This window comes from Pantoea sp. B9002 (assembly GCF_013385945.1).
Taxonomy (GTDB): Bacteria; Pseudomonadota; Gammaproteobacteria; order Enterobacterales; family Enterobacteriaceae; genus Pantoea.
The window spans coordinates 105,344-118,318 of sequence record NZ_JACAPA010000036.1 but is presented as its reverse complement, the minus strand read 5'-3'; the positions used below and the strand labels follow the sequence as shown (position 1 = coordinate 118,318).

Genomic DNA, 12,975 nt, shown 5'->3' with positions numbered 1-12,975 from the left:
GTGATTGCGCTCGTGGGTGACGGAATTTTTATAACAAGAGGATAACTATACGCCTTTTGGTTTTATCCGCATCAGTGAAATGCCCATTTTTACGGTCATCATTTCGTCATATCGCGCTCGTAGACTCGCCCACAATCAAATCCCAAAGAGGATAACAATCTGATGACGCCCCTGATTTCTCAGGCGCGCGTGCGTAACGCTCACTCCTTCGCGGGAGGTGGCCGATGACGCATGCCGCGCTGCCTATTGAACTGAAAAATCTCAGATGGTCGGTGGGTAACCTGACTATTCTGCACGATCTCTCCCTGACCATTCCCGCAGGCGAAATCCTTGCGCTGCTCGGCCCGAGCGGCTGTGGCAAAAGCACGCTGCTGAAACTGCTGGCGGGTTTGCTGCAGCCAACCGCAGGCGAACTGTGGATCGGCCAACGCTGCGTGGCATCGGCACGCCATTGCGACGCACCTGAAAAACGCAATCTCGGCATGGTGTTCCAGGATTACGCGCTGTGGCCGCACATGTCGGTGGCGCAAAACGTCGCCTTCCCGCTGCGCATGCGCGGCGTCAAAAAAGCCGCTGCTCGTGAACAAGCGGATGCGGCACTGGCACAAGTTGGCCTGGCTGATTTTGGCAATCGTAAACCGGCATTGCTCTCCGGCGGCCAGCAGCAGCGCGTAGCACTGGCGCGGGCGCTGGTGGCGAAACCGGCCATTCTGCTGTTCGACGAACCGCTCTCCAACCTCGACCGCGATCTGCGTGAAACCCTGGTTCACACCATGGCGGATTTGCTGCGCGCGGCGGGCATCACCGCTGTTTACGTTACGCACGATCGCGACGAAGCCAACACGCTGGCCGACCGCATCATTCACCTGGCGCAGGGCCAGATTGTTTCCGTTACTCACCTCTCAGGGGACCGCAATGCCATCTCTCAAGTCAGTTAAAACAGGAGCCATCAGCGCGATGATTTTGACTTCCGCCATCATGATCAACGACGCCCAGGCGCTGACGGTGTACACCGCCGGTCCGGGTTCGCTATCGAAAAGTCTTGCCGCCGGATTTGAAAAACAGACCGGCATCAAAGTGAATATTTTCCAGGCCACCACCGGCAAAGTGATGGCGCGTCTGGAAGCGGAACAGGCCAATCCGCAGGCCGATGTGCTGATCTCGGCTTCGTGGGATACCGCCGAAGATCTGCAACAGCGCGGCTGGTTGCAACCTTTCGAAAGTGCTAATGCTGCCAAGGTGCCGGATCAGTTCAAAACCGCCAACTATGTCGCGCAGGGTATTTCCGCACTCGGCATCGTGTGGAATACGCAAAGCAACACGCCAGAGCCAAAAACCTGGCAGGATCTCACCGCGCCCGCCTTCAAAGATAAAGTCACCACGCCGGATCCGGCGCTGTCTGGCGCGTCACTCGATCTGCTGATTGGCCTGCAAAACAGCGAAGGCGAAAAAGCCTGGCAGCTGTTTGACCAGCTGAAAGCCAACGGCATGGTGATGAGCGGCCCCAACGCGCAGGCGGTGACGCCGGTGCTGCAGGGCGCGAAAGCGGCGGTGTTTGGTGCGGTCGATTACGTCACCTATAACAACATCGCGCAGGGCGAGAGCGTGAAGGTGATCTTCCCGGAAAACGGCACCGTGGTCGCGCCGCGGCCGATGATGATCCTGAAAAGCAGCCAGCACGCAGATGATGCGAAGAAATTCGTCGATTACGTGCTGTCGGATGAAGGTCAGGAACAAGTGGCGAAAGCCTGGCTGATGCCAGCGCGTACCGATATCAAAGCGCAACGCCCGCTGTTCACCGAGATCAAGCTATTGCCGACTAATCAGGATGGCAGCAGCGAACGTTCGGCGGTGCTGAAGCGCTTTGGCGCCCTGTTCGGACAGTAAGCGATGTCGCGTGCCCTGAATGGCGTGATTCTGCTGGCGTTATTGCTGCTGGTGGCGCTGCCGCTGCTGTTTATCGTGCTGCAAGCGCTGTTTCCCTACTTCGGCGAAGGCAGCTGGCGCGGCGCTTTTAGTGCTTTCCCGGCGCTGCTGGACGATCCGCAGCTGACAGCGATGTGGCTGGGCACGCTGAAAATCGGCGGCGGCGTGGCGCTGTGCAGTTTGCTGCTGGGCTTACCTCTCGGCGCACTGCGCGGCCTGTTCCGCCTGCCGGGCGCGGCGTTGTGGGATCTGCTGTTTCTGATCCCCTTCCTGACGCCGCCCTATATTGTGGCGCTGTCATGGACGCTGGCGCTGCAACGCAACGGCTATATCGAACAACTCACCGGCATCAACTTCGACAGCCTGCTGTTTAGCAGCAGCGGCATGATTGGCGTGATGACGCTGAACATCTTCCCGGTGGTCTATTTCGCGGTGTCGCGTTCGCTGCTGGCCAGCGGGCAACGCCTTGCCTGGGTGGCGCGCGTGCATGGCGCATCGGCGTGGCGCGGTTTCTGGCACATTACCTTGCCGCTCACCTTACCGGCATTGGCGGGTGGCGTGCTGCTGGCGTTTACGCTGGCGATTGAGGAGTACGGCGTGCCTGCGGCGCTCGGTGCGCAGGCGAATCTGACGCTGATGACCGTCGGCATTGAAACCAAACTCGCCGACTGGCCGATCGATCTGCCTGGCGCAGCGTCGCTGTCACTGATGCTGAGCCTGGTGGCGCTCACGGCATGGCTGCTGCAGCGCAAACTGACCGGCAGCAGCGATGTGACGGCGGTTGGTGGCAAACCGGTGAGTCAGGAACTGGCGCATGCCGGACGCTTACAAAACCTGATGCTGCTGCCGTTTGCTCTCACCGTGCTGCTGGCCGTGGTGCTGCCGCTGGGTGCGATGACCTTGAGCGGCTTGCTGAATACGCTCTCCGGCGGATTGCATCTGAGTAATCTGACGCTACGCCACTTCGGCGCGCTGTTCAGCCAGCAAGGCGATGCGCTGGCGGCTTTCTCCACCAGCATTGGCCTGGCGCTCGGTGCGGCGCTGCTGACCGGCGCGCTGGGTTTTCTGATTGCCTGGCGCGTGTCGGAAGGGAAAACCCGTTTGCTGGCGATGATGGATGGCCTGGCGCTGCTGCCTGCGGCGATGCCCGGCGTGGTGGTGGGCGTGGGATTAATTCTGCTGTGGAATCGCGGTTTCTGGCCGGTTTCGCCCTATAACACGATGTTTATTCTGCTGTTGTCGTACAGCTGTTTGCTGCTGCCGTGGCCGGTGCGCTATGTCAGTAGCGCGCTGCGCCAGCTGGCACCGACGCTGGAACCGGCAGCGCGCGTGCACGGCGCATCACGTTTGCAGGCGCTGCGTCTGATTGTGCTGCCGCTGGTAGCACCGAGCTTGCTGGCGGCGATGATGATGGTGTTTGCCGTGGCGTCGCGCGAGCTGGTGACATCGCTGCTGCTGGCTCCGGCAGGCACGCAAACCGTGGCGATCTTTATCTGGCGTCAGTTCGAACAGGGCTCGGTGGGACAAGGCATGGCGATGGCCACGCTGACGCTGCTCGCCAGTTTGAGTTTGATGTTAGCGGCCAGCACGCTGATGCGGCGTCAGGCCCGGTGATGATAATCACGGTCGCCATAAATGGCGACCCTACGACCAGGACTTCTCTTTATCTTAAAAAACATAAGGTTAATTTTCATCAGCTACACTCTCCTGAGAAATTTTGTCTCAGGAGAGAGAATGAATAACCTGCTTCAGGAAAAAATTGGCCAGAACATCCTGGTAAAACTGGCGATGCTGGTGATTATTCTGGCGGGCATTCGCGCCGCCTCGGACATTCTGGTGCCCTTCTTACTCGCCAGCTTTTTAGCCATTGTGCTCAATCCGCTGGTCACGATGCTGATGCGACGCGGCGTCAAGCGCGGCCTGGCGATTACGCTGGTGATCACCGTGATTTTTATCGTCGTGCTATTACTCATTGCTGTACTCGCCAGCTCGGCCAGTGACTTCAGCGATACCTATCCGCAAATCCGCGCCATGCTGGAGCAGAAACTGGCGGTGGTGCAACATTTTGCCGCGCGTTTTCATATCAACATCTCTACCGAAGCGCTGGCGGCGCGCCTCGATCCCAACGTGGTGATGGACATGGCAACATCGGTACTGAAACAGTTGTCTGGCGCGATGACCAACGTGCTGCTGCTGATTCTCACCGTGGTGTTTATGCTGTTTGAGGTGCGTCATCTGCCGTACAAGATGCGCAATGCGATGGTCAATCCGCAGATCCGTATCGCCGGTCTGCACCGCGCGCTGAAAGGTGTGACGCACTATCTGGCACTGAAAACATTGGTGAGTTTGATTACCGGCGTGGCCGTTTGGCTGTCACTGCTGCTGCTCGGCGTGAAGTTCGCGCTGTTCTGGGGCGTGGTGGCGTTCATCCTCAATTTCATCCCCAACATTGGCCCGATCATCGCCGGTATTCCGCCGTTTATTCAGGCGCTGGTGCTCAATGATATTTATGACGCCATGCTGGTGGCGGCGCTGTTCAGCGCCATTCATATGGTGTTCGGCAATATGCTGGAGCCGAGATTGATGGGGCGCGGGCTGGGACTCTCGACGCTGGTGGTGTTTCTGTCGCTGATTTTCTGGGGCTGGCTGCTGGGTCCGGTCGGCATGTTGCTGTCGGTGCCGCTCACCAGCGTGACTAAGATTTTGATGGAAACCACGCCAGGCGGAAGCCGATTGGCGATTATGCTGGGTAATGGGCGGCCGGGCAAACGGGCGCGTTAATGCTGGTTTTCGTAGGGTGCGCATTTATGCGCACCAGGTCGCCATGAATGGCGACCCTACGCCGCTTATTGAAACACGCTGTTATCGGTAATCGCCTGCACATCGACTTTGTTTGGCAGGATATTCAACTCGCTGAACAGGTCAGACACCTTCTGCACCTTCGCCACATCATCTGGCGTCACGCCACGAACGCCGTGGGAAATACGCGCAGTAATTTGCTGCGCGTCCGTCGGTTGCAGGCGCGTTAACTGCGCATACACCTCGTTATACTGCTGCGGATGCGCCAGCGCCCATTCGCGCGCTTTGGCCAGACGATGGGTGAAATCCGCAATCGCCGCGCGCTTGGCGGGATCGTCGAGCGAGCTTTGCGTGGCGGTGACAAACGACAGCGCGGTTGTCAGCCCTTTGCCGTCACGCAGCAGACGCGCGCCATGCTTTTCCGCGATACCTAAATAGGGATCGAAGGTCGCCCAAGCGGCAATCTGTCCTGAGTTGAACGCCGCGCTGGCGTCGGTTGGCAGCACAAAACGCACCGGCACCGTATCACGCGGCACTTTCGCCTCTTCCAGCGCCTCATACAGCAAGTGCTGCGAGATACTGCCGCGCGCCGACGAGACGACAACCTGCTTGCCTGCCAGATCCTTCACGCTATGGATCGGCGAATCAGCGGGTACGATCAGCCCGTTCGAACCGGCGTCACCGACGTTGGTGGCGATAATCTTCAGCGGCACGCCGCCCGACGCCGCCATCAGCACCGGCAAATCCCCGGCGTACGAGGTGTCCACCGCACCGGCACGCTGCGCTTCAAACAGCGGCGCCGCGCCCTGGAAATTCGCCCAGCGATAGTGATAAGGCGCGTCTTTCATGACATCTGCCGCTTCGATCAGCGATCGCAGATTGCGCGCCTGATCGCCCAGCACCAGCGTGACCTTACTCAAATCATGCGCCGCCTGACTGCCAAACGCCGCGCACAGCAGCAGCGCAGAAACTACCGGTTTCAGCCATTTCATCGGGGAGATTCTCAGAGTGCGTTGCGGTTGAGCTGGCGGATGTAAGCATCCCAGTGCAGCTGATATTTGCGATTGCGAATGCTGTTATCGAACGCCTGCGCGGCTTTCTCGGAAACCGCATCTGGCAAAATGATCAGATCCGCGCCGCCCGACTGTGCCGCCAGCTGTGCCTGGCAGGCGCGTTCGAGGTAATAGAGGTTGTAGAAGGCTTCTTCAATGCTGCCGCCGCTGGTCAGCAGGCCGTGATTGCGCAGGATCAGCGCGTTGAGATCGCCGAGATCGGCAACGATGCGCTGCTGCTCGTCGAGATCCAGCGCGATACCTTCGTAATCGTGATAGCCAAGGCGATTATGGAAACGCGTGCTGTGTTGCGAAATCATCAGCAGGCCGTTTCGCTGCGCCGAAACGCCAATGCCCGCCGCGGTGTGCGTATGCAGCACCGCATGGGCATCTGGCCGCGCGCGGTGAATCGCGCTGTGAATAACAAATCCGGCAAGGTTAATTCCCAGCCCGGTTGGGTCGTCAATAATATTGCCGTCGATGTCGATTTTCACCAGCGTTTCCGGCTGGATTTCATCGAAGGTTTGCCCGAAAGCGTTGATGAGAAAGTGCGGCTGATCGCCCGGTACGCGCAGGGAAAAATGGGTGTAAATATGGTCGGTCCAGCGTAGCTTCGCCGCCAGATGATAAGCCTGCGCTAGCTTGATGCGCGCCTGCCATTCGCCTTCGCTGATACGCTGCCGTAATGATGTGACATCCAGGGTTTCCGTGCTCATTTCCGCTCCTCATTTCAGGTCAATGTGCTTACCTAACATCGTGGCATAGCGTTTTTGCCGCTGGGAAATGCCAATAACGGCAAAACATTGTCAATAAACGCAAAGTGGGATTGATCATTGACCTGTGTCAGACCGGTTTAATCTTAAATCGCTACCCTACACAGCCCTGTGAAAATGGTATGCTGCTGACGCCGTAAGCGCAGCTTAAACCGACTGAGGATTGTCTGGTGCCACTGAAAAAACGACATCACGATTTTGATTGGGTCTTAATCGTTTGTGCCGGGTTGCTACCGTTGGTGCTCGGTATCCTTTGTACGGCCATCGAAGCGCGCCACACCGTCAGCCAACAGCAGATCTCTACCGCTAATACCTTGATCACTCAGGCTGAAAAGATGAGTGATAACGCCTGGGATATGATCACTGAGCTGCGCCAGTATCATTACCAGCCTTGTGCGCAAATTGAAGATCAGCTGCAGCGCGCCGGTACGCTCAATCCCTATTTTCGCTCAATTGGTATGCTGAAAGGCGATGACATCACTTGCTCGTCCGCCTTTGGCCTGAAACACGGCACCTTAACCGAAATGATGATGCAGCCGCCGCCAATTACCGGCAAAGCCTGGTGGAGTATTTCGGTGCGCGGTACTTACGGAGTACCGAATCGTCCCGCCGTGGTGTTTGTGCGCCAGCTCCCCGATACCAGCGGTTTCTGGGCGGTCATTGACGGCCAATATTTGATGGACTTTATGAACGCCATTGGCGGATCGCGTGGCTACCACATGAGTCTGCAATTTAGTGGCGGTGCAGTGATTGCCAGCGGGTCGAATGACATGCAGCCGAAGCTCTACATGAAAAGTGAATCTTTTCAGGCCGATTCCAGCCGTTATCCCATTACCGTAAATGTGACCGTACCGGCTTCTGAATTGCTCAAAGCCTGGCGTCAGGCGCTGTTTATCTTCCTGCCGATGGCAGCGATTTTCTCGATTCTGTTGATGGTGCTGACCGCCAACTGGCTGCGCCGCCGCATCTCCTGGCACGATGAGATTGCCCGCGCCATCCGCGCCCGCCAGTTTTCGGTGCATTATCAGCCGGTTTACAGCAATACATTACACGCCTGCGCCGGTGCTGAAGCCTTGCTGCGCTGGCAACGGCCAAACGGCGACATGATTCGTCCGGATATCTTTATCAGCGCCGCTGAAGCCGAAGGGATGATTGTGCCGCTGACGCAACATCTGCTTGAGCTAATGGCCGAAGATATCCAAAGCTGGCAGGTTGAACCGGGTTTTCATATCGGGCTGAATCTGGCAGCGGAACATCTGCAACATGCCGACTTTGTAGCGGATATTGAGCAGTTTGCAGCGCGCGTTAAAGACAAGCAGATGTGCATTACACTAGAACTGACCGAACGCAGCCTGATTGAAGATGGCGAAATGGTGGCGCGCAAACTGCGTCATTTGCGCGCGCAGGGCATGAAGGTGGCGATTGATGATTTCGGCACCGGCCACTGTTCGCTGACTTACTTGCTCACCTTCCCGCTGGATTATCTGAAAATTGATCGCGGCTTTATCAACGCAATTGAAGGCCTCGACGTGGAAACACCGGTGCTGGATGCGATTATTAATCTATGCCACAAGCTGGAACTGGATGTGCTCGGTGAAGGCGTCGAGACCGCCACACAATTTGAATACCTGCGGCAGCGTGGTGTGATCTTTATTCAGGGCTACTATTATGCCCGTCCGCTGGATAATGAACGGCTGCGTGCCTGGCTCAGCGAGCAAGGGCATAAGCCACTTCTTGTTGAGGAACATCATGAGCCTGAACTGCATCATTCTTGATGATTACCAGAACGTCGCCCAGTCGCTTGCCGATTGGGCGTCTCTCGCCCCGCTGGTGCACACCACTTCCCTGACTGAACATCTCGCCGACCAGGATGAACTGGTCAGGCAGATCGCCCACGCCGACATTCTGGTGGTGATGCGCGAACGCACGCCGCTCAGCGCCGAGCTGATTGGCCGCTTGCCTAATCTGAAAATGGTGGTCACCTCCGGCATGCGTAATGCTTCCATCGATTTGGATGCCTGCGCGGAACGCTATATCGCGGTGTGCGGCACCGCCAGCAGCAGCGCGGCACCGCTGGAACTGACGTGGGGATTGCTGCTGGGACTGGCGCGCCATATCGTGCCGGAGAATCAGGCGCTGCGCAGCAACGGCGCGTGGCAGCACAGTTTAGGCATGAGCCTGCAGGGCAAAACGCTGGGATTGCTCGGACTGGGTAAAATTGGCGGCGAGATGGCAAAAGTGGCGCAGGCGTTTGGGATGCGCGTGTGTGCGTGGAGCCAGAATCTCACCGCCGAACGCGCCGCCGAGTGTGGCGTAGAACGTTCGCCATCGCTGGCTGCGCTGCTCAGTAGCAGCGATGTGGTGTCCATTCATCTGGTATTAAGCGAGCGCTCACGCCATTTGCTTGATGCAGCGGCGCTGGCGCAGATGAAGCCAGGCGCGCTGCTGATTAACACATCGCGCGCCGGCATTGTCGATCAACAGGCGATGATCGCCGCGCTGCAGTCGGGTCAGTTAGGCGGTGCGGGATTGGATGTGTTTGAACAGGAGCCGCTGCCCGCCGATCATCCGCTGCGTCAGCTGCCGAACGTGCTGGCGACGCCGCATCTCGGCTATGTCGCCGACAGCAATTACCGCACCTACTTCACGCAGGCGGTGGAAGATATTAAGGGATGGTTGACCGGTGCGCCGCTGCGCTCGCTACTCTGAACGGCCTGCGCGCCGTTTTTCCGCAATACGCAGCGCCACTTCGAGGCTGTCTTCCGCCAGCGCGCCATTCGGCACATCGCGTTGGGCGTTAAGACGTTGATTAATACGCTCCAGCGTCGGCGTTAACTGCCCCACTAATTGCTGATATTCATCAAGCTGCGTGATGGGTTGGTTACGTGCGATGCTGGTTTGTGTCAGCCGTTGCAGCTGACGCAAGCTCTCGGTCGCCTGGCGGGAGAGTAATCCGGCCTGACGCCAGCTTTTCAGGCGCTGCAGCAGTTCATCGGGTTGTTGCGCCAATAATACCAGCTGCGCATCTGCCCGCTCGCCACAGTTAATCCACGCCATCGAGGTACTGGAAACCGCAGCCGTACGCTGTGCCGCAGGCACAAGATTGATAAGATTCCTTTCTACACTGTCGATCATCGACAGCCAGGGATTCTTAAAAGACTGGGCGTTTATCCTCGACATGAACACTCCACCAAAGCACGGCGGCAGAGTATTACCCAATGTTTTGGAGCTGGCAAGCAGAGGTTGCCGCCTCGCTTAATGGTAAGTTTTTCTTATTTATTTGCGCAACAATCAGGTATGGCAATAAAGCCGCGGCATACCAGAATAATTGATTATTTGATCGCCGTTGGGGAGTTGATACATCTGATAATAATCATTATGGGATTCTCGCGCCGAGGTGAAAAGTATCTGCGCAGCGAGTGCCTCGGGCACCGTATCATCGGCCATCGCCTGCACTTTACGGGTATTCACTAGCATGAAATCTCCCTGACGATGCCAGCTACTGACAGAAACGCGATTCAGCCGATATTGGCGGTCCTGCACGGTGACCGTGCCAATGAGCATTGATGTGCCGCTGCCATCCGCTTTAAAGCGAGTGCGCATGGTGGCATTCAGCGTGCCCGTTGGTTTTCCCTGATTATCAATGCGATAAGGTACTTCGCACCATTCGGGTACCGGTACGGTTGGACGGACCAATATCACCAACGCCCAGGGAAGGATAAACGCCACAAAAATAGCTGAACCTAGCCATGCTTTACGCATCCGGTAACTCCTGAACAAACACCATCCACGATATGCACTCATTATCCTTTTGCGCGATCGGTCTGGCGCAGAGGAAAGCACTGGTATGAACGCGGGTGCGTCCCAGATTGATATACAGCAATGGCGGCATCGCACCATCCGGCAGACGCGGCTTTAACTCGTTGAAACGACGCAATGCATCTTTAACGATATACGAATTCGCGGAGAGGCCTTCAGCGATAAAAATCTGCGTCTGCGCCTCCTGACCATAAAACTTATATTGCGTACCGGCATGTTTTGTCGGCGCAAACTCCTGACGCGCCACCAGCGCCAGCACCGCATTGAGCAGCAATAATGCCAGGACAATACCCCGCCACAGCCAGGATTTTTTCTTCACGGCGACCGCTTTCACAGCAGGTTCGGGCGGCACCGTGACCGGCTTTTCAGCTTCAGCAGCGGGCGCTGCATCATCACTGAAGGATTCAACGTCCACCTGCTCTGCCAGCACGCAGCCAATCAGCGGCACCTGATGCACTAACGCACCCGGCGCGTGCGCCTGTTGCGCCAGGCGATTGATCTCGGCAATGGTCGAGGTTAAGCGATCGGCAAAGGCCAACTCTGAAGGTTCGCGCTGGAACAGCGCATGCAGCGCCTGATTGCGTACCAGTTTCCCCTGCGCATTTAACACACGACGCAATACCGCACTTTGCAGCGGCGATAACGCCACGCGTTGTGCAGGAGAATGGAGGGGATAAAACACCTGTTGGTCGGCATCAAAACAGAGACTTTTGGCAAATAAAACAAAGCGCGCCATATGAAACCTGATTTCCAAAAAAGCAACTCACGCAAGTATATGTAGTTTCGCCAGATGGCGCACGCTTACTGCAAATCACTACGTAAAATCGTGGCTTTTTTTTGACGCGTTTCAGGGGTTAATAAGCCACAGCATTAGCTAAAAAATAGCCAGTTAGTGGTGAAAACATGACAAATATCACACTAAATCGGTATACTCTGTCGCGGTTGGCAATCATTACCCCCCTAATAATTGCCCGGCAGGCCAGGGAAAAAGCGTTATTTCCCGGCTATGCTTTAATTTTCTCAACGCCGCGGACTGTTGGCATTGTTTGAGTCCGCAGCGTTGAGGATTTTTCGAATTCCAATACAGGGTATCTGCATGAAACTACGTAGGAAGCGTGTAAAACCTATCGGGATTGATGATGTCACGATTATCGATGACTCCCGTTTACGTAAAGCCATCACCGCGGCTTCGCTGGGCAACGCGATGGAATGGTTTGATTTTGGTGTTTATGGCTTTGTGGCTTATGCGCTGGGTAAGGTGTTCTTCCCGGATGCTTCGCCAAGTGTTCAGATGATTGCCGCACTGGGTACGTTCTCGGTTCCGTTCCTGATTCGTCCACTTGGTGGTTTGTTCTTCGGCATGTTGGGCGATAAATATGGTCGCCAGAAAATCCTCTCTATTACCATCGTCATCATGTCGATCAGTACCTTCTGTATCGGCTTGATACCGTCTTATGCCTCAATTGGTATCTGGGCACCGATTCTGCTGCTGTTGGCAAAAATGGCGCAGGGCTTCTCGGTCGGCGGTGAATATACCGGTGCATCGATCTTCGTTGCCGAGTACTCGCCTGACCGTAAGCGCGGCTTTATGGGCAGCTGGCTTGATTTCGGCTCCATCGCCGGTTTTGTGCTGGGTGCGGGTGTCGTGGTACTGATCTCCACCATTATCGGTGAAGAGAAATTCCTCGAGTGGGGCTGGCGTATTCCCTTCTTTATCGCGCTGCCGCTGGGCATTATTGGTTTGTATCTGCGTCATGCTCTGGAAGAAACCCCGGCGTTTCAGCAGCACGTTGAGAAGCTGGAACAGGGCGACCGTGAAGGCCTGCGCGACGGCCCGAAAGTGTCGTTTAAAGAGATCGCGACCAAGCACTGGAAAAGCCTGTTGGCCTGTATCGGTCTGGTGATTGCCACCAACGTGACCTACTACATGCTGCTGACCTACATGCCGAGCTACCTGTCGCATAACCTGCACTACTCAGAAGATCACGGCGTGTTGATCATTATCGCCATCATGATGGGTATGCTATTTGTGCAGCCAGTGATGGGTATGCTGAGTGACCGTTTTGGTCGTCGTCCGTTTATCATCATTGGTTCTATCGCGCTGTTTGTCTTCGCGATTCCGTCCTTTATGCTGATCAATAGCGGCGTGCTGGGCCTGATTTTCGCCGGTCTGCTGCTGATGGCGGTGATCCTCAATGCCTTTACCGGTGTGATGGCGTCGTCGCTACCCGCGATGTTCCCAACCCACATCCGCTACAGCGCGTTGGCAAGTGCCTTTAACATCTCAGTACTGATTGCCGGTTTAACACCGACACTCGCCGCTTACTTAGTGGAAGCCACTAACAATCTGTATATGCCGGCTTACTACCTGATGGTTGTCGCGGTGATTGGTTTGATTACCGGTATCTACATGAAAGAGACCGCGAATAAACCGCTGCGTGGTGCCACTCCAGCGGCGTCGGATCTCGAAGAAGCGCGTGAAATCCTGCAGGAGCATCACGACAACATCGAGCAGAAAATCGAAGATATTGATGACGAGATCGCCAAGCTTGAGGCGAAACGTAAAAACCTGGTGCAGCAGCATCCGGACATCAACGAGTAATCTT

The 12,975-nt window shown here is 56.4% G+C and carries 12 protein-coding genes; 7 read left to right on the top strand and 5 right to left on the bottom strand.

The genetic code is table 11. The features are described from left to right. The first annotated feature begins 224 nt into the window (after window positions 1-224). From HX773_RS17750 to HX773_RS17735, 4 genes are all read left to right on the top strand, one after another. Entirely contained in the window at window positions 225-938 is a 714-nt protein-coding gene (locus tag HX773_RS17750; RefSeq protein WP_176972629.1) for an ABC transporter ATP-binding protein, read from the top strand. Then, a complete protein-coding gene (locus HX773_RS17745) occupies window positions 916-1,887 on the top strand; it encodes an ABC transporter substrate-binding protein (RefSeq protein WP_176972628.1) in 972 nt (323 codons plus the stop codon). The genes HX773_RS17750 and HX773_RS17745 overlap by 23 nt, the downstream gene beginning before the upstream one ends. 3 nt (window positions 1,888-1,890) lie before the next feature. Continuing rightward, entirely contained in the window at window positions 1,891-3,540 is a 1,650-nt protein-coding gene (locus tag HX773_RS17740) for an iron ABC transporter permease (protein WP_176972627.1), read from the top strand. A 120-nt stretch (window positions 3,541-3,660) separates the two neighbouring features. Then, window positions 3,661-4,707, top strand: coding sequence for an AI-2E family transporter (locus HX773_RS17735; protein WP_101762704.1), 1,047 nt, complete (start codon window positions 3,661-3,663; stop codon window positions 4,705-4,707). A 65-nt stretch (window positions 4,708-4,772) separates the two neighbouring features. Here HX773_RS17735 and HX773_RS17730 read toward each other — a convergent pair whose 3' ends face one another. Both HX773_RS17730 and HX773_RS17725 read right to left on the bottom strand, forming a co-directional pair. Further along, window positions 4,773-5,717 (bottom strand): ABC transporter substrate-binding protein, encoded by a 945-nt coding sequence (locus HX773_RS17730; protein ID WP_176972626.1) that lies wholly within the window; start codon window positions 5,715-5,717, stop codon window positions 4,773-4,775. 11 nt (window positions 5,718-5,728) lie between these two features. Then, a complete protein-coding gene (locus HX773_RS17725) occupies window positions 5,729-6,493 on the bottom strand; it encodes a class II aldolase/adducin family protein (protein WP_176972625.1) in 765 nt (254 codons plus the stop codon). A gap of 227 nt (window positions 6,494-6,720) precedes the next feature. Between HX773_RS17725 and HX773_RS17720 the strand changes: the two genes are divergently transcribed. Both HX773_RS17720 and HX773_RS17715 read left to right on the top strand, forming a co-directional pair. Next, window positions 6,721-8,325, top strand: coding sequence for an EAL domain-containing protein (locus HX773_RS17720; RefSeq protein WP_176972624.1), 1,605 nt, complete (start codon window positions 6,721-6,723; stop codon window positions 8,323-8,325). Continuing rightward, entirely contained in the window at window positions 8,300-9,259 is a 960-nt protein-coding gene (locus HX773_RS17715) for a D-2-hydroxyacid dehydrogenase family protein (protein ID WP_176972623.1), read from the top strand. The genes HX773_RS17720 and HX773_RS17715 overlap by 26 nt, the downstream gene beginning before the upstream one ends. On the opposite strand, the gene HX773_RS17710 is transcribed toward HX773_RS17715, so the two are convergent. The 3 genes from HX773_RS17710 to HX773_RS17700 all read right to left on the bottom strand — a co-directional run bounded on the left by HX773_RS17710 (window position 9,251) and on the right by HX773_RS17700 (window position 11,105). Then, a complete protein-coding gene (locus tag HX773_RS17710; protein WP_176972622.1) occupies window positions 9,251-9,730 on the bottom strand; it encodes a hypothetical protein in 480 nt (159 codons plus the stop codon). The two genes, HX773_RS17715 and HX773_RS17710, sit on opposite strands and share 9 nt — an antisense overlap. Before the next feature lie 111 nt (window positions 9,731-9,841). Beyond that, on the bottom strand, window positions 9,842-10,312 hold the full coding sequence (locus HX773_RS17705; RefSeq protein WP_176972621.1) for a hypothetical protein: 471 nt from the start codon (window positions 10,310-10,312) through the stop codon (window positions 9,842-9,844). Then, window positions 10,305-11,105 carry a hypothetical protein gene (locus HX773_RS17700; RefSeq protein WP_176972620.1) on the bottom strand — a complete coding sequence of 267 codons (801 nt, stop codon included), beginning with the start codon at window positions 11,103-11,105 and terminating at the stop codon, window positions 10,305-10,307. The genes HX773_RS17705 and HX773_RS17700 overlap by 8 nt, the downstream gene beginning before the upstream one ends. Window positions 11,106-11,465: 360 nt before the next feature. Here HX773_RS17700 and proP point away from each other — a divergent pair, with 360 nt between their 5' ends. Continuing rightward, window positions 11,466-12,971 (top strand): glycine betaine/L-proline transporter ProP, encoded by a 1,506-nt coding sequence (gene proP / locus HX773_RS17695; RefSeq protein WP_176972619.1) that lies wholly within the window; start codon window positions 11,466-11,468, stop codon window positions 12,969-12,971. Window positions 12,972-12,975: the final 4 nt, after the last annotated feature.

Bases quoted from the DNA above. Each gene is read 5' to 3' on its own strand.
- HX773_RS17750 (WP_176972629.1), top strand. From the start codon at position 225: ATGACGCATGCCGCGCTGCCTATTGAACTGAAAAATCTCAGATGGTCG.
- HX773_RS17745 (WP_176972628.1), top strand. From the start codon at position 916: ATGCCATCTCTCAAGTCAGTTAAAACAGGAGCCATCAGCGCGATGATT.
- HX773_RS17740 (WP_176972627.1), top strand. From the start codon at position 1,891: ATGTCGCGTGCCCTGAATGGCGTGATTCTGCTGGCGTTATTGCTGCTG.
- HX773_RS17735 (WP_101762704.1), top strand. From the start codon at position 3,661: ATGAATAACCTGCTTCAGGAAAAAATTGGCCAGAACATCCTGGTAAAA.
- HX773_RS17730 (WP_176972626.1), bottom strand. From the start codon at position 5,717: ATGAAATGGCTGAAACCGGTAGTTTCTGCGCTGCTGCTGTGCGCGGCG.
- HX773_RS17725 (WP_176972625.1), bottom strand. From the start codon at position 6,493: ATGAGCACGGAAACCCTGGATGTCACATCATTACGGCAGCGTATCAGC.
- HX773_RS17715 (WP_176972623.1), top strand. From the start codon at position 8,300: ATGAGCCTGAACTGCATCATTCTTGATGATTACCAGAACGTCGCCCAG.
- HX773_RS17710 (WP_176972622.1), bottom strand. From the start codon at position 9,730: ATGTCGAGGATAAACGCCCAGTCTTTTAAGAATCCCTGGCTGTCGATG.
- HX773_RS17705 (WP_176972621.1), bottom strand. From the start codon at position 10,312: ATGCGTAAAGCATGGCTAGGTTCAGCTATTTTTGTGGCGTTTATCCTT.
- HX773_RS17700 (WP_176972620.1), bottom strand. From the start codon at position 11,105: ATGGCGCGCTTTGTTTTATTTGCCAAAAGTCTCTGTTTTGATGCCGAC.
- proP (WP_176972619.1), top strand. From the start codon at position 11,466: ATGAAACTACGTAGGAAGCGTGTAAAACCTATCGGGATTGATGATGTC.